General features: G+C 69.3%; 11 protein-coding genes and 2 pseudogenes. 7 read left to right on the top strand and 6 right to left on the bottom strand.

Annotation, left to right across the window (positions count from 1 at the left end):
- The first annotated feature begins 142 nt into the window (after nt 1–142).
- Nucleotides 143–700 carry an FABP family protein gene (locus tag ACGFR7_RS36205; protein ID WP_393327965.1) on the top strand — a complete coding sequence of 186 codons (558 nt, stop codon included), beginning with the start codon at nt 143–145 and terminating at the stop codon, nt 698–700.
- A gap of 72 nt (nt 701–772) precedes the next feature.
- Nucleotides 773–1,024 carry a TetR/AcrR family transcriptional regulator C-terminal domain-containing protein gene (locus ACGFR7_RS36200; protein WP_393327962.1) on the top strand — a complete coding sequence of 84 codons (252 nt, stop codon included), beginning with the start codon at nt 773–775 and terminating at the stop codon, nt 1,022–1,024.
- A 169-nt stretch (nt 1,025–1,193) separates the two neighbouring features.
- Here the strand turns inward: ACGFR7_RS36200 and ACGFR7_RS36195 are convergent, their stop codons facing one another.
- Nucleotides 1,194–2,138 carry a hypothetical protein gene (locus ACGFR7_RS36195; protein WP_393327959.1) on the bottom strand — a complete coding sequence of 315 codons (945 nt, stop codon included), beginning with the start codon at nt 2,136–2,138 and terminating at the stop codon, nt 1,194–1,196.
- Between the two features lie 242 nt (nt 2,139–2,380).
- On the bottom strand, nt 2,381–2,614 hold the full coding sequence (locus tag ACGFR7_RS36190) for an SDR family NAD(P)-dependent oxidoreductase (protein WP_393327957.1): 234 nt from the start codon (nt 2,612–2,614) through the stop codon (nt 2,381–2,383).
- A gap of 693 nt (nt 2,615–3,307) precedes the next feature.
- Between ACGFR7_RS36190 and ACGFR7_RS36185 the strand changes: the two genes are divergently transcribed.
- Together ACGFR7_RS36185 and ACGFR7_RS36180 are read left to right on the top strand one after the other, a co-directional pair.
- The gene (locus ACGFR7_RS36185; RefSeq protein ID WP_393327954.1) at nt 3,308–5,437 is read left to right on the top strand and encodes an FAD-dependent oxidoreductase; all 2,130 of its coding nucleotides are present in this window, start codon (nt 3,308–3,310) and stop codon (nt 5,435–5,437) included.
- Nucleotides 5,434–7,320, top strand: a complete 1,887-nt coding sequence (locus tag ACGFR7_RS36180) for an alpha-keto acid decarboxylase family protein (protein ID WP_393327951.1) — start codon at nt 5,434–5,436, stop codon at nt 7,318–7,320. Before ACGFR7_RS36185 ends, ACGFR7_RS36180 begins: the two co-directional genes overlap by 4 nt.
- A 412-nt stretch (nt 7,321–7,732) precedes the next feature.
- On the opposite strand, the gene ACGFR7_RS36175 is transcribed toward ACGFR7_RS36180, so the two are convergent.
- From ACGFR7_RS36175 to ACGFR7_RS36165, 3 genes are all read right to left on the bottom strand, one after another.
- Nucleotides 7,733–9,088: an erythromycin esterase family protein gene (locus tag ACGFR7_RS36175; RefSeq protein ID WP_393327948.1), complete on the bottom strand. Its 1,356-nt coding sequence runs from the start codon at nt 9,086–9,088 to the stop codon at nt 7,733–7,735.
- 205 nt (nt 9,089–9,293) lie between these two features.
- Nucleotides 9,294–9,527 (bottom strand): hypothetical protein, encoded by a 234-nt coding sequence (locus tag ACGFR7_RS36170; protein ID WP_393327945.1) that lies wholly within the window; start codon nt 9,525–9,527, stop codon nt 9,294–9,296.
- Nucleotides 9,528–10,062: 535 nt separating this feature from the next.
- Nucleotides 10,063–10,701, bottom strand: coding sequence for a hypothetical protein (locus ACGFR7_RS36165; RefSeq protein ID WP_393327942.1), 639 nt, complete (start codon nt 10,699–10,701; stop codon nt 10,063–10,065).
- Nucleotides 10,702–10,824: 123 nt separating this feature from the next.
- On the opposite strand from ACGFR7_RS36165, the pseudogene ACGFR7_RS36160 reads away from it, so the two are divergent.
- The 3 genes and pseudogenes from ACGFR7_RS36160 to ACGFR7_RS36150 form a co-directional block, all read left to right on the top strand.
- Nucleotides 10,825–11,242 (top strand): annotated as a pseudogene (locus ACGFR7_RS36160) (hypothetical protein); the annotation flags it as partial.
- Nucleotides 11,243–11,508: 266 nt separating this feature from the next.
- Nucleotides 11,509–12,090 (top strand): annotated as a pseudogene (locus ACGFR7_RS36155) (TauD/TfdA dioxygenase family protein); the annotation flags it as partial.
- Between the two features lie 70 nt (nt 12,091–12,160).
- Complete coding sequence (locus tag ACGFR7_RS36150; RefSeq protein ID WP_393327939.1) at nt 12,161–13,744, top strand: alpha/beta hydrolase; 1,584 nt, start codon at nt 12,161–12,163, stop codon at nt 13,742–13,744.
- A gap of 27 nt (nt 13,745–13,771) precedes the next feature.
- Here the strand turns inward: ACGFR7_RS36150 and ACGFR7_RS36145 are convergent, their stop codons facing one another.
- Nucleotides 13,772–15,271, bottom strand: a complete 1,500-nt coding sequence (locus ACGFR7_RS36145; RefSeq protein WP_393327937.1) for an MFS transporter — start codon at nt 15,269–15,271, stop codon at nt 13,772–13,774.
- Between the last annotated feature and the right edge of the window lie 219 nt (nt 15,272–15,490).

Below are 15,490 nucleotides of genomic sequence, written 5' to 3'. Positions count from 1 at the left end.
CACCGAAGCCAACCAGCACCCGTCAGCCAAACCCGCGAACTGGTACGGAAAGCGACTCACGTGGTGCCCAATCAACTCACAACCAGATCACTAGGCTGCCTCCGGCACCAGCCTCGACAGCCTCGGCCCAGGAGCACCCCTCATGTTCGACCACGCGCAGCAGCCCCCGTATCCCGACGCCCTTCGACCGGACGAAGCACCTGCGCCGCACGCCCTGCTCGCCCCGGTGCTCGGGCTCCTGGGCACCTGGGCCGGTCGGGGCCGTGGCGGGTACCCGACGCTCGACGAGGAGTTCACCTACGCGCAGGAGGTCACCTTCAGCCATGACGGGCGTCCCTTCCTCCACTACGAGGCGCGTGCCTGGCTGCTCGACGCGGACGGCACCCCGCTGCGCCCGTCGGCCAGGGAGAGCGGCTGGTGGCGGCTGCAGCCTGAGGGCCGGGTGGAGGCATTGATCACCCAGCCCACCGGGATCGCGGAGATCTCGGTCGGCCGCGCCGACGACGGTACGGTCGACCTCTCCACCCACGAGGTGGCTGTCACCCCCACTGCCAAGGAGGTCACCGCCACCCGCCGCCGCTACACCCTCACCGACGCGGACACCCTCACCTCCGTCCACGACCTCGCGGCGGTCGGTCAGTCCCTGCAACACCACCTCTCCGCGCAGCTTCAACGGCGGGGCGGACTCCGCGGACTCTAAGGGCTTGCGGAAGAACAACATGCGCGCACCCGTCGCGCTGACCTGAGATGTCAAGTCCCACCAGTCGAGGCCATGCGGCTCGTCAACTCCGTCACCACACTGGTGATCGGGCACTGCCTCGCCGAAGCAGCTGACACTCCAGGGCACCCCGAGCAGCCCTCCGACGACGCCCTCGACCTCACTGCGTTCCCCACCCTGTCCGCAGCGGTCGCGGGCGGACTCGGCACGCCGGCCGACCACCAGGCCCGCTTCGACCTCGCACTGGACGCCTTGCTGGGCGGGCTCCAGGACGCCATCGCCATTGCCGACACGACGCAGACGTAGCCGGCATGCCGGATAGCGGTTGACGCGATTTCCGCGCCGTCTTCAGCGGGGTGCCCGGCGCCGCGACGCCGTTGTCAGTGGGCCCTGCCTGGAGCCGGCGAGCTGTGGGGCGGGGCGCTGGTGGGAAGGCCGGCAGGAGAGTTCGCCGACACCGCATCGACGGCACGGTTCACCCGCGGTGCTCTGCGCCTACCGTGACGCCGGTGTCCGAGCCGGGCAGCCGCCAGGCGAACGGGCTGAGTTCCTTCTCCCAGCCCGGTGTCCCGGCAAGGGCGCCGGCGGCGTCGGGCGCCCGCAAAAGGCAACGGTGACGCAGGAGTTCACGTCGTTCGCCGATGGTCAACTGTGCCGCATCTTCGCTGAGGGCCTGCGGAGCGTCGATATCCGCGTCGCCGGCGACATTGAGCCGCTGGGCCGTTGACGTGCGGTAGTCGAGGCGGAAGTCGGTGGCCCACTGCGACTGGGAACCCCATCCATGGGATTCATCCACCGTGGGCCGGTAGTTGCGCCGGAAGGTCCAGTACAGCGGGAAGCGGTCGGCGACGCCGTGCTGGGCGTGGTTCCTCCCGGCCAGCACGCGGACCCCCGCCCGGCTGAAGAGCAGGTCGCCAAGCATCAGCCCTGGCCACACGACCCGCGTGATCCGGATCGGGGCGTCGGGGTCGTCGGCTTGCTCGACCTCGACGATCTCATGGAAGAACGGGTCGAATACGCCCACCGCCGCATCCTCGTCGTCGAACGCCGTCATGCCCAGCCTGGCGAAGAAGTCGACGTACTCGGACCGGGAGACCCCCGGCCAGTCCAGACGACGGCCCGGCCGGGACGGTCCGGACGAAGTGGTACCGGCAATGTCACCGGCAGACTGGAACCCCAGGAGCAGGACATCGCTCACACGGCTGAGGGCGTAGAGCTCTCGGATCAGGGGCCTGCCCCCGCCCATCGCCGCCTTGCCGGTCCACCAGCCATCGGGGAAGGCGGCCCGCGCCAGCCACCCGCGGTATTCGTCTCCGGCGTGTTCCAGCCACGGCACCGAGGCCGCCTCGTGCGCATCGGGACCGTTGTGATCATGCAGTGCCCGGAACAGCGTCCGCGCGTCCGCCCCGTTCTCGTACATGACCGGAGTTTAAGGGCCATGTCCTCTACGGGGAGGCGGACGTAGCGTCCGTAGCCGCAGATGGGGGCGGCAAGCCCGAGAAAGGCCACCTCGGCAGCCGCCCGATCGAGCGAAACGCTGAAGTCGACTGCTCGCTTGGCCTTCTTCGCGCTCGTCACAGGTTCTTTTTGAGGCGCATTGATGTGTGTTGCGGGGGCGTGACCGTTGACCAGGATGTTCGTGTCGCGGAGCCCGTACCGTTGTCACGCTGACCGTGGGGGCATTTGCGGCGCACTGCCGGTGATCCCGGCGTTGTTGACAAGCACGTCGAGACGGCCGGCGCTGTCCTCGATCACCTGGCGGCGTTCAGCCACGCTCGCCTCGTCGGTCACGTCGAGCGATACGCCGAACGCGGAGAGACCACCGGCCGACCACTCGGCCGACCACTCGGCCGACCACTCGGCCGACCACTCGGTCGACGTCCCAAGTCTCGCCACCGGGTCTCGCCACCCGGTCTCGCCACTCGGCCTCACGGACCGGTCTCTCGGACCGCGCATCGGGGCCGGGGGTGCTCCGTATCGGACCGTATGGCTGCTGGTACCAAACCGGTCTGACGTGTGACTGCTGAAGGCTTCTGACCTGGGGTGATGACCGCCCGGTGGCTCCTTTCCCTTCGCGTGCGCCCGCTGCCGGCAGGGGATCCGGCGAGCAGCGGGCCCTCGCCTCCGCGACATGGTCGCCGCGCCACGTCATACACCGATTTCGAAGCGAACTCGCCGTTTCGAGTGACCTGGTGCTCCGTTTGACGCCTGTGCTTCTGCGAGGTGGTTCATTCGGTGCTGGGCTGGCGCCACAAGCCGCCACCAGCCGCCACCAGCCGTGCGCCGGCTGCCTCGGCGTGCCCTTGTTCCCTTTCCACGTCCATTACCAAGTCCACGTGTCAGGAGCTGGATGCGCTTGTGCGTGAAGTCCCTCGACGCTCCGGCACACCGCAAACACCGGAAACACCGGAAACACCGGAAACACCGGAAACACCGGAAACACCGGAAACACCGGCACGCCGGCACGCCGGAACCCCGGAACCCCGGCACGCCGGAACCCCGGAACCCCGGAACCCCGGAAGCACCCGAAGCACCCGAAGCACCAGAAGCCCACTGAAGGAGAACAGTGACCACCATCGAGGCACCGTCATGAACGACACCCGCCATGGCCTCCCCCGTGAGCACACCGGAGCCGAGCGCGCCACCGAGAAGACGTATCAGCAGCTCGCCCGTGAACTACTGCTCGTCGGCCCCGAGCCGGCCAATGAAGACCTCAAGCTGCGCTATCTCGACGTACTGATCGACAACGGGCTGGAGCCGGCCGTCGTCCCCAAGCGCATCCTGATCGTCGGAGCAGGCATCGCCGGCCTGGTCGCCGGTGAACTGCTGACCCGCGCCGGGCACGATGTGACGATTCTGGAGGCCAATGCCAACCGGGTCGGTGGCCGGATCAAGACCTTCCACGCCAAGAAGGGCGAGCCGCCGCCCTTCACCGACCCCGCCCAGTACGCGGAGGCCGGGGCGATGCGCCTGCCCAGTTTCCATCCGCTGACCCTGGCGCTGATCGACAAACTCGGCCTGAAGCGACGGCTGTTCTTCAACGTCGACATCGATCCGGCGACCGGCAACCAGAGCGCCCCGCTACCGCCGGTGATCTACAAGTCGTTCAAGGACGGCAAGGTCTGGACGAACGGTGCCCCCAGTCCCGAGTTCCGGGCCCCGGACAAGCGCAACAACACCTGGATCCGCACCAATCGCACGCAGGTACGGCGTGCCCAGTACGCCAAGGACCCGTCCGCAATCAATGAGGGCTTCCACCTCACCGGCTGCGAATCGCGGCTGCCCGTCGCCGAGATGGTCCACCAGGCACTGGAGCCGGTGCGCGACTACTACTCCGTGCTGCAGAGCGACGGGACCCGGGTCAACAAGCCCTTCCAGGAGTGGCTGGCCGGCTGGGCCGAGGTCATCCGGGACTTCGACGGCTATTCGATGGGCCGTTTCCTGCGCGAGTACGCCGGGTTCAGCGATGAGGCCATCGAGGCGATCGGCACGATCGAGAACATGACCTCGCGGCTGCACCTCGCGTTCTTCCACAGCTTCCTGGGCCGCAGCGACATCGACCCCGCCGCCACGTACTGGGAGATCGAGGGCGGCAGCCGGCAGCTTCCGGAAGCACTCGCCAAGAATCTGCGGGACCAGATCGTGATGGGCCAGCGGATGGTCCGGCTGGAGTACTACGATCCGGGCCGCGACGGCCACCAGGGCGGACTCGCCGGGCCGGGCGGCCCCGCCGTCGCCATCCAGACCGTGCCGGAGGGCGATCCGTACGGAGAACCGCAGACCTGGACCGGCGACCTGGCGATCGTCACCATCCCGTTCTCCAGCCTGCGGTTCACCACCGTGACCCCGCCGTTCTCCTACAAGAAGCGCCGCGCCGTCATCGAGACGCACTACGACCAGGCCACCAAGGTGCTCCTGGAATTCTCCTGCCGCTGGTGGGAGTTCACCGAGGCGGACTGGAAGCGGGAGCTGGACGCCATCGCACCCGGTCTGTACGAGTACTACCAGCAGTGGGGCGAGGACGACGCCGAGGCCGCGGTGTCCGTGCCGCAGAACGTGCGGAATCTGCCCACCGGCCTGCTCGGCGCCCATCCGAGCGTGGACGAGAAGCGGATCAGCCAGGAGCAGGTGGAGTACTACCGAAATTCCTCGCTGCGCGGTGGCGTGCGGCCGGCCACCCAGGCCGTCGGTGGTGGTTCCACCACCGACAACCCCAACCGCTTCATGTACTACCCCTCGCACCCCGTTCCCGGCAGCAAGGGAGGCGTGGTACTGGCCGGCTACTCCTGGTCGGACGACGCGGCCCGCTGGGACTCCTTCGAGGACGCCGAGCGCTACAGCTACGCCCTGCTCAACCTCCAGTCGGTGCACGGCCGCCGGATCGAGGTCTTCTACACCGGTGCCGGCCAGACCCAGAGCTGGCTGCGCGACCCGTACGCCTGTGGTGAGGCGGCCGTCTACACCCCACATCAGATGACCAGCTTCCACCTCGACGCGGTCCGGGCCGAGGGGCCTGTGCACTTCGCCGGTGAGCATGTGTCGCTCAAACACGCCTGGATCGAAGGCGCGGTGGAGACGGCCGTACGCGCCGCCCTCACGGTTCACGAGTCTTCCGCGGCGTACGAGAGCGCCGCTGCCGCGCCGACCGCGGCCCCCCGAGAGCGCCGGGCAGGCGCCACACGATCGGCCCCGTCGCGAGAGGACGTGGTGACCTCATGACCACCGCACCGACCTGCACCGTCGCCGAGTACCTGGCCATCAGGCTGGAACAGCTCGGCATCACTCATCTGTTCGGCGTTCCGGGCGACCATCTGGGCCCGTTCCTGTCGACCTTGCACGAGAAGACCACGGTGCGCTGGGTGGGCACCCCGACCGAGGGCGGCGCGGGCCAGGCCGCCGACGGGTATGCGCGGGTGAAGTCCGCCGACGCGCAGATCGAACTCGGCGAGCAGGGTATCGGCGCGGTCGCGGTCACCTACAGCGTGGGCGCGTTCAACCTGCTCAATGCGATCGGCGGCGGCTTCGCCGAGTACGTACCGCTGATCGCCATCAACGCCGCGCCGTCCTACGAGCAGTGGCTCAATCAGCGGGCGATCGGCCTGCTCACCTCGCACATGTCCCAGCGGCCCGAGAGCAACCTGGAGGTGTACCGCCAGGTGACGGTGGACGCCCAGGCGATCTCCAACCCGGGCCTGGCCCCCACCCAGATCGACAGTGCGATCACCGCATGCCTCTCCCACCGCCGGCCGGTCTATCTGGAGGTCATGGACGACGTCTGGGGGGCGCGGTGCCCCGCACCCCAGGGCCGGCTGACGCGGCGGGAGCGGCCCGTCACCGCCAAGAACCAGCGCATGCTCGACGAGGCGGTCACGGCGTGCATGGAGCTGGTGCGGCACCACCGCAACCCGATCCTGTGGGCCGGCGAGGAGATCGACCGCTTCCGGCTGTCCGACGAGTTCGAAAAGCTGGTGCGCGAAACCCGCATCCCGTTCTGCACCACCGTCGGCGCCAAGTCCGTGGTCTCCGAGTACACCCCGGGCTTCTCCGGCGTCTACAACGGCAAGGCCAGCAGCCCGGAGGTGGCCGAGGTCTTCAACAATGCGGGCTGCCGCATCGGACTGGGCACGTGGGCGACCTCGAAGAACCTCGGCGGTGCACGGTCGATCGGCGACGACTGGACGGTCGCCGCCCACGACGGTGTGCACGTCGGCGCTTCGTACTTCCCCGATGTGCAGCTCGCCCAATTCATTCCCGCGCTACGGGAACGTCTGGTCACCGAGTTCGGAAGCGGTGCCTTCGAGGCGGACTACTTCACCCGCGCGCATGACGAGGGCCTGGATGTCCCCGGCAGCACCGCCGCCTACCTGGACTCCCAGACCGGCGGCCCGTACCCGCAGAACCTGACGTACGACAGCCTCTTCCGGCACCTCAACGCCTTCCTCGAAGCGCAGACCAGCGAGTCCCGGGGCGAGCGCACCAACCCGTTCACGGTGGTGTGCGACGCGGCGTTCGCGCTGATCGGCTCGATGAATCTGCGAATGGCGGAGCGCGCCTCGTACGTGGCGCAGAACAGCTGGCTGTCCATCGGCTACTCGGTCGGCGCGGCCACCGGCGTGGCGCTCGGCCGGCGCCAGGCGGACAAGCGACCGCTGGTCTTCGTCGGCGACGGCTCCTTCCAGGAGACGTGCCAGGAGATGTCCACCCACGCACGGCACGGTCTGCGGCCGGTGGTCTTCGTCCTGGACAACGAGGGCTTCTACGGCATCGAGCAGATGCTCGTCCAACCCTGTTACTACCGGGAGGGGACACCGCCCTCCGACGGCGCCGAGTTCTACAACGAACTGCACCCCTGGCGGTACGAGAAGCTTGCGGAGGTCTTCGGCTCCGCCAAGCACCCGATGAACGGCTTCACCGTCCGCACGCACAACGAACTCGCCACCCTGCTCCAGCGGATCGCCGAGCCCACCGACACGGTCAACCAGGGCCCGGTCGTCGTACGGGTGCAGCTCGGGCGGCATGACTACCCCCGGGCGCTCAAGTACAAGATCACCGAGAACTGCCCGCCTCCCGGCGGCGTACCGGGGGAAGGGACCGCACGATGACCGGAGCCGCCGCACGGCGGGCCGGAGCGGCGGCTCGGCCTCCGGCTGCGCGAAGGTGCTCCGGCACATGAGCGGTCTGCTCGGGCCTGACTGAGCGCTTCCGGGCCGGGCCGGGCCGGCTCGCCGACACTTCGGCGGGCCGGCCCCTTGCCTGCACAGGTCCTTGCGCGTACGGGCCCGCTGCGGCTCCCGTCCCGCTCCGGCTCCCGTCCTGCTCCGCTGCGCTCCCGTCCCGCTCCGCTCCGCTCAATTCCGGCTCCGCTCACGCTCTTCGATCGCGGCGACATGCTCCTGCGCCACTCGCCGTGCCTCTGCCCGCCGCCCTCTGGCCGTGCCACCGGTGGCCGCCTGTCGCCCTGTTCACCGACCTGGTGACCGCCCCGCCCGGTCCACCGCAGCGGATGCCGGAGGCTCACCTTCCGCCGGGTGACGGGGTGGCCAGCAGCCGGGCGGCGCCGACCTCGTGCAGATGGACCAGGACGTCGTGCGACCGCGCGAGCGCGATCGGGTACTCCACACCGGGACCGGGATAGGCCGTGCCGATGCTCTTGGTGGGGCGGGCCGTGGCCAGCCAGGCGCGGGCCGCGGGCGGGGCGGTTCGCAGGTCCAGGACGTAGTCGCGGTGGCGTACCCGGTCGAGGGTGTACTCATTACTGCCCGGCTTCGCGGGACCCACCGTGTAGGTCCGCACTTTTCCGTCGTCTCCGGTGGCATGGAACGACCCCCGGTCGAAGGTCGTGCTGATGCTCACGTAGCGTGCGCCCAACTTGTCGCGAAGAAAGCTGCCTTGCATCTTGGGGTAGTGCTCCGGGTCAGGGGTCTGCAGGGCCACGTGCGCGTCATGGGCCGACAACATGACCTTGTCTCCGGTGTGCCTCTGCCACCAGGCCACGTTGTCCGCCATGACCGCATCGCGGTAGCGCATGCCCGCCGCGCTCTGTCGCGGCTCGTCGAAGTCAAAGGCGTACCCCCTGGCCGTCTGGTCGATAGCGGTGGCGTGCTGTACGGCCCAGGCGTCCGCCTCCCTGTCGGTTCCCGCGCCGGGCCGCTGCCGTTTGAGCAGGTCCAGCGCGCGTCCGGTTCTGCGGGCGATCTCCTTGCGTTCGGCCAGCGGCCGTTTCTGATATGCATTCATATGGGCGTCTACGGTGGTGGTGGGCCGCAAGCCGCGATAGAGCTCGGCAAAGCGCGGCAGCAACGACGGGTGGGCCTTGGCCACATAGGCGGTCACCTTGTCGTAGAGCTCCGGGCCGGCGTACCCGAAGTCATCGCCCATGAACTGCACCGGATCGTGTGGATGCAGACGGTTGTAACTCCGCATCCATCGCAGCAGGTTCAGGTAGTCGGAGTTGTTCCACCAGGAGTAGCTGTTCTGGAACTCCTCGTGCATGATCCGCCGCGGGTCACCCTTGCCGTGCAGCACATAGTCGTTGAGCCGCAATCCGGTGCTCCAGCTTCCCTCCAGGGCGAAGCTGCGGAAACCCTTCTCCTCGACGAGGTAACGGAAGACCCGGTGCTTCATGGCGAAGAATTCATGGGAGCTGTGAGTGGCCTCGCCCAGACCCACCACCCGGGCGCCCTTCACCATGCGGCCGACCGGACGCAGATCGTCCAGGTTCCCCCGGGGGTCGGTGGTGCGCAGCGGGTGCGCATCGCGTTCCAGGGCGGGCACCGGCGACCGTGCCGAGGACGGGGGAGCGGCAGCGACCACCGCGCCGAGCGAAAGGAGTAAGGCGGCGAGAGCAGACCTGTGCTTGTGTTGTCCCATGCCCCAAGCCTTCCTGCCGGCAGGGACGGCGACCATCCGCCCCACCCCCGGGTCGGTGGTGGGGCTAGCCCCACCGAACCGGCACTCGGCAGGCTGCTGACCTGCTGACGTGCTGCAGCTCGGTGGCGCCCAGTTCTGCTGGGTGCCGCGGCCGCACCTCTGCCCGGCCTGCTGGGTGGCACCGCCGGCCTGTCGACGGCCGTTGCTACGGGTTGTACGTGCAGCCGTGCTCACCGTAATACCACTCATACTGGCCCATCACCCACGGGTCTGCCGTGATCGTGAAGGTGCCGTGCGGGGCGGGACAGTGGAACGTCGTGGTGACGGTGTCACGGCCTGGTGGGGGAGGCCCCGGCGACGCGGTGGCCGCGGAGGCGATGCCGGCGCTCCCGGCGCCGAACAGTGCAGTGATGAACGCTATCGCGATGATCTTCTTCATTACGTCTCCCAGTTCCATCGCGTGCGGGAACTGCCTCTGCGGACAATACACGCAACCACCCAATTCGGGACAAGAGGAAAAATCCCCCGAGCTGGGGGAGGAGTGCGCGAGCCCGGCCACTGTCGGGCCTGAGGGCCGGAGCGAGCCCCCGGCCCTCAGGCGGTCTGGGCGGCGGCGGACCGATAGGGAATCGAGATCCGTTTCGCTGCCGTCTGCCGTCTGCGTCTGCCGTCTGCCGTCTGCCGTCTGCCGTCTACCATCTACCGTCTGTCGCCTGCTGCCTCCGGGGGCGGCAGGCGTGTGCTGGGAAGATTCCACCGAGGGTGTCGGCGCAGGATCAGGAGCAGCACGGCGTGGCAGTGGTCACGGATCGCCTGGGCCGACCTGGCCGCCACATGATGGTGCTCCGCTCGCTCTGGGCGGGGCGCTGTCGCCTCCGAGGGGTCAGGTGCCGGCGTCTGCGTCTGTCCAGGCCGGCCTGCTGTGGCCGGTGGCCGGTTGCTGCTTGCTGGCTGCCGGTCGAGGGCGCTGCTGGTCAGTGGGCGAAGGGTGGCGCGAAGCAGCCGGTTTCCATGTAAGGCCCGTTGACCTGCACTTGATAGTTCGTCTTCTGTACGAATGCGGTGACGCAGGCGTCTTTGTGGATGTAGAGGCCGATCTGGGCGCCTTCGGGGGTGACGTAGTGGTCGGTCTCGAAGCGGCGTTCCATCTCACGCACCTCAAGGTATGCGTCGAGTCGCTTGCCTGTGGCGTCGGTGCGTTGTTCTTTGTAGCCGAGCGCGAGCATCGCCGAGCGAACGGTCTTGGGGTCCCACTTCCTCTGCGTCCACAGGCGTTTGAGGACAGGGTCGATGCGGTGGGCTTCCCGTTGGGCGTCCCTCTCACTGGCGGGGGACATGTCGCGGGGCTGGCGGCCGGCGTTGTTCTCGTTGTAGTGCGGGGCTCCGTCGTGCGCTCCGGGCTCCACGTAGGGGGACGACGGGGTGGCGCCGGATGGCGTGGCAGCGGGCGCGGAGGGGCCGGCGCCGGGGGATGCATCGGTGGATGCGGTGGTTGATGCGCTGGGTGCGTCGGCCGCGATGCGCTGCTGGCCGCAGGCGGTGAGGGGTATCGCGGCGCTCAGGAGGAGTGCGGCGGAGAAGTGTCTTCGTCGTCGACGTGGGGAAAGGGACATGCGGGTCACTTTGCCACGAGAGCGCCCGGATGTGTGGCTATCGTGCCAACTGGCCGGCTGCTGAGGACTTGCGAAGTGACGCAACGCCAAGTCAGGTCTGTACCCGCGATATACCGTGGGGTCATGTCGGCGTTCATACAACAGCTCCCCGCCCTGATCGGCGTGGTGATCGGCGCCCTTGGGTCGTACTTGGCGAGCATGCCCGGCGATCAAGCCCGCTTCCGTCGCGAGCAGGCGGCCCGTTGGGAGGAGCGCCGCCTGTCGACCTACGCCGACTTCGCCAGGGCGCTGAAGAAGAGCGTCACGCGTCACCCTGACCTACCGGATCGCGGCCCATCTCGGCAATGACCCGCACCCCCATCCCTTGTCACCCGAGGGGGCGGCGTCTCACCTGGCCGATGTCACTGATGCCCGGGATCCGGCCGGGGAAGCACTGTTGACGCTCGGTACTCCGGACGTGGTGGAGAAGGCCCGCACATGGGTCGTCGTGGTGATGGAGAGGGAAGGCTTTCTGCGAGACCGTACTCATGGCCCTTGGCGGACTTGGGTCTGCCCTGGGCCTGACTTGGGCCTGACTTGGGTCTGACTTGGGCCTGACCTGGTTCTTGCTGGTCGTGGCACGCTCGGCCCGACCGGCGGGGCAGCTGACGCCGCGCTCCGGGCTGCGCGGGACTACAGCCTCTTCACGGCTCATCGATACGCAGATAGTCAAGCGCGCGGCGCGTCAGCTCGGCGATGACCTCCGGCCCCTCCTGCTGGGCCCAGCCAGAACGGCAAGGGGCTGCGTACGGCTGCGATGGTGGACGTCTTCCGGTCCGCTCGGCCCGTGACCTGATCGCCAACTCGGCCGGGGCCTACCGGGACCTGCCCGAGCCGCTGCGCGAGCTCGCGGACAAGCTGCGGGCGGGTGCACACCAACGCCTACGTCTACGCCGCCCCGAAGACCGGCAAGGCGGCCCAGCGCCGCGAGCAGTTCGTCTCGCGCACGTACCGCGCCGCCCACCCGGTGGTCCGTGTGCCCCCCGAGACGGGTGACCTCGTCCTCTTCGGCAACCGCAGCACCCAGCACTACGCGCCCGACGGCTACGGAGATCTGCCGCGCCTGCTGCACCGGGTGACCGCCGCCGGGGCGCCCCGGTGGGCATCGATGGCACCTCCAGGCACCCGAGGGAGCTGAGGGAGCTGAGGGAGCTGAGGGAGCTGAGGGAGCCGAGGGAGCCGAGAGATAGGACGGATACAAGGGACAAGGCGGTAATTGTCGCCGCGCTGAGGAACACGCTGAGTGGAGTGTTGCATCCACCAGGTGATCCGGAGTGGCTGGTGTCACCCCGGGCGATGGCGATGCGTGGCCCCCCGTTGACACTGCGTATGCCCCGTGCCCAATTGTGACGGGGCCGATAGCGCGGCCGTGACGCCTGTGCGCATCCTTCCCGGGACCAGCGAGAGAGCGAGAACGGCGATGCCCATCCCCCGCAAGTCCATGGCCTTGACGGCCGGTGTGCTGGCCGGCACCACATTGGTGGTGACGGTCTGCGCTGTCGGCGGCGCCGCGGCGTCCCAGCCCGGCAGCGCCAAGGGCAGGAACACATCCGCCCCGGTGCTGCCCGCGCGCTTCACGCAGCAGAAGATCCAGTGGACGGCCTGTGGCGCGGACGTCACCCCCAAGGCCGTACCCGGCGCGGAGTGCGGCTGGGTGAAGGTGCCCGTGGACTACGCCGCCCCGGACGGGAAGACCGTCAAACTCCGGGTGTCGCGGGTGCGGGCAAAGGACCACAGCCACCGGCTGGGGTCACTGCTCTACAACCCCGGCGGACCCGGCGCGGGCGGCGCGGCTGACGTGGCCGACGGAAACTGGCGGGCCGGCACCCAGGCCCGCGGCCGCTACGACCTCGTCGGCTTCGACCCTCGGGGCATGGCCGGTTCCGGGCAGATCAAGTGCCCCGACGGCGTGCCGCAGCAGCCCGAGAACCCGCCGCGTACCGAGGCGCAGGCCGAGAAGGTGTTCGCCGATGCGACCAAGCGCGGCCAGGCCTGCCAGAGGGCGAGTGGTGCTGTTTTCGCGCACATGGACAGCGTGAGCGTCGCGCGCGACCTGGATGTGCTGCGTACGGTCCTGGGCGATGCCAAGTTGAATTACACCGGCTTCTCCTACGGCACCTTCCTCGGCCAGCAGTACATGAAGCTGTTTCCCGACAAGGTGGGCCGGATGGTGCTCGACAGTGTCGTCAACCCCGCGGCCGACATGCAGCAGGTTGCCCGCCGCGACGTCAAGACCTCCGATGACGCGATGCGTCGCTACGCCCGAGATCTCGTCGCGCGCGGGGACGACCGTCTGGGAGCCACATCCGGTGAGATTGTGCGGAGGGTCACCGGGTTCGCCAAGAAGCTGGAGCGGAAGCCACTGCGAGGGGCCGACGGCGAGGAATTCACCGACGACGCTCTGTCCATGTACCTGAACACGGCGGTGACGGACGAAGCGAGCTGGAAGCCGCTGACCAAGGCGCTGGTCGCCGCCCTGCACGGGGACGGGACCGCTTTCGAGCGCTTCGACAAGGAGACGGCCGGCGGGAGCGGTGGTGAGAAGCCGACGCCACAGGAGGAGCAAGCCGAGGAAGACGAGTCCTCGAGCATGCCGGCGGTGCTGTGCCTGGACTCCCCGTCCGCGCCGAAGTCCCCCAAGGCGATGCTCGACACCGCCGACGCGTTCGCCAAGCAGTCGCCGCTGTTCGGGCGTTCCTTCGCCTGGCAGATGATCGACTGCGCGACGTGGCCGGTCGCTCCCACCGGTGCGGCCGAGCCGGTCAAGGCATCCGGGGCGCCGCCGGTGCTGCTGGTGTCCTACACCGACGATACGCAGACTCCGCTGGCCAACGCGCAAGCGGTGCACCGGCAGTTGGCCCACAGCTCGCTGCTGGTACGCAAGGGCCATGGGCACGCGGCTTACGCCCCCTCGGAGAATCCGTCCACGTGCACCGACCGAGCCGTCGACAGGTATCTGGTCGGGGGAAAGCTGCCGGACAAGGTCGCCAACTGCCCGCGCTGACGGGTCGTGTCGGAGTCCGGACCGGGGTCAGCGCACTCCGCCCTTGGCAGCCGAGGGCACCGGTTCTCGCGGCTGCCGAGTGCGCGGGCCGTGTCGCCGGGTCCACCTCCAGAGGAGCAGCAGGAGGCAGGCCGCCAGACAGCAGGCTCCTGCCACCGCCAGCGGTCCGTCATCGCCAGTGGCCGCGGTGCTGCCGGGATCGGCCGCGGAGCCTGCGGCAACCACGCCCAGCCCGGCCGCGACGGTGATGACGGTCTTGGTCAACCCGGAGGCCTCACCGGCGCGTTCGGGTCGGATGACGCCCTGGGTGGCGGTCAGCGTCAGGGCATTGCCGACGCCCAGCGCCGCCCCGCCGGCGGTGACCGCCGCGAGATACGGCGGCAGTCCGGAGATGAACGCCGCGCCCAGCAGCACCACCGCGCCCGCCCCCAGGCTCGTCGCCATGACCGGTACGGCGCGGGCGCTGGCCACCCGGCCCGCGAACGGCGCCGCGGCCGCCATGGCCACCGCGGGGCCGAGGAATGCCACCCCGGCCGCCCAAGGCGTCAACTGCCGGCCCTCTTGAAGGAAGAGCGGCACGACGAAGAGGAATACCACGGTCGCGGCGTTGGCCACCGCGCCCGCCGCGGTCAACGCGACGAAGGCGCCATTACGGAAGAGCGCGGGGGCGATCAGCGGCTCGGCAGTGCACAGTTCGATGCGTACGAAGGCCGCCAGCGCCAGCGCCACCAGGCCCAGCGTGCCGACGCCGGCGGGGGACACCCAGCCCCACACCGGACCGCGGTCGATGAAGACGGCCAGGGCCGCGATGGCGGCGGTCCCGGTGACCAGGCCCGGCCAGTCGACGCGCTCGGACGCCGTGGTGTCCCGCGATTCCTGGGCCCGGCGGGCGCAGAACGCAGCCGCCACCCCCAGCGGCACGTTGAGCCAGAACACCGCCCGCCACGACACCATGTCGGTCAGGGCACCTCCGACGAACGGGCCGCAGGCGGTAGCAAGGCCGCCGATACCCAGCGCCCACCCCGTGGCCCGGCCGCGTACGGCGGGCGGGAACACGTTCGTCAGCAGTGCCAGCCCGGCCGGCATGATCAACGCGCCGCCCGCGCCCTGCGCCATGCGGGCCGCCACCAGCACCGGCAGCGAGGGCGCCAGCGCGCACCACAGCGACGCCAGTCCGAACAGCGCCAGCCCCGCCATCAGCAGACGGCGTCGGCCGAACAGGTCACTCATCCGGCCCGCGCCCAACATCAGCGTGCCGCACGACAGCAGGTAGGCGCTGATCACCCATTGCAACTGCCCGCTGGTTACGCCGAGTTCCGACTTGATGTGCGACAGGGCCAGGTTCAGGGCGAAGGAGTCGAGCTGGATGCAGAAGACACCCAAAGCGACCGAGACCAGCGCCCACCGGGCTCCACTGCGCCGCTCGACCTCCCGCACGGTCCCCTCGGCTTCCCGCACGGTCCCGTCGGCTTCCCGCACGGTCCCGTCGGCTTTCCACGTGGTCTCCTCGACCTCCGACCCGGTCACAGCACTCCCTCCCCGCTGCCCGGCCGGCAGCGGCGTCGTCTCCTGAACGTCTCTGGTTGCAGGGTGTGGGGGGGGGAGGGGCGCGCCGGAAGGATCGAGCGATGCGCAGGAGGGTGGGCTCAAGCACCCATCAGGTGAGCTGGTCCCGCGTGACGCTGGTGAGGTTGTCACTCGACTCGGCGGCGCGAGTCATGCGCACGTTCGGCAGCCTTCCGCGCC

Source organism: Streptomyces sp. NPDC048516, from assembly GCF_043199875.1.
In the GTDB taxonomy this organism is placed as follows: domain Bacteria; phylum Actinomycetota; class Actinomycetes; order Streptomycetales; family Streptomycetaceae; genus Streptomyces.
Note: the sequence above shows the minus strand (reverse complement) of the source record. Positions and strands in the feature narration are given on the sequence as shown.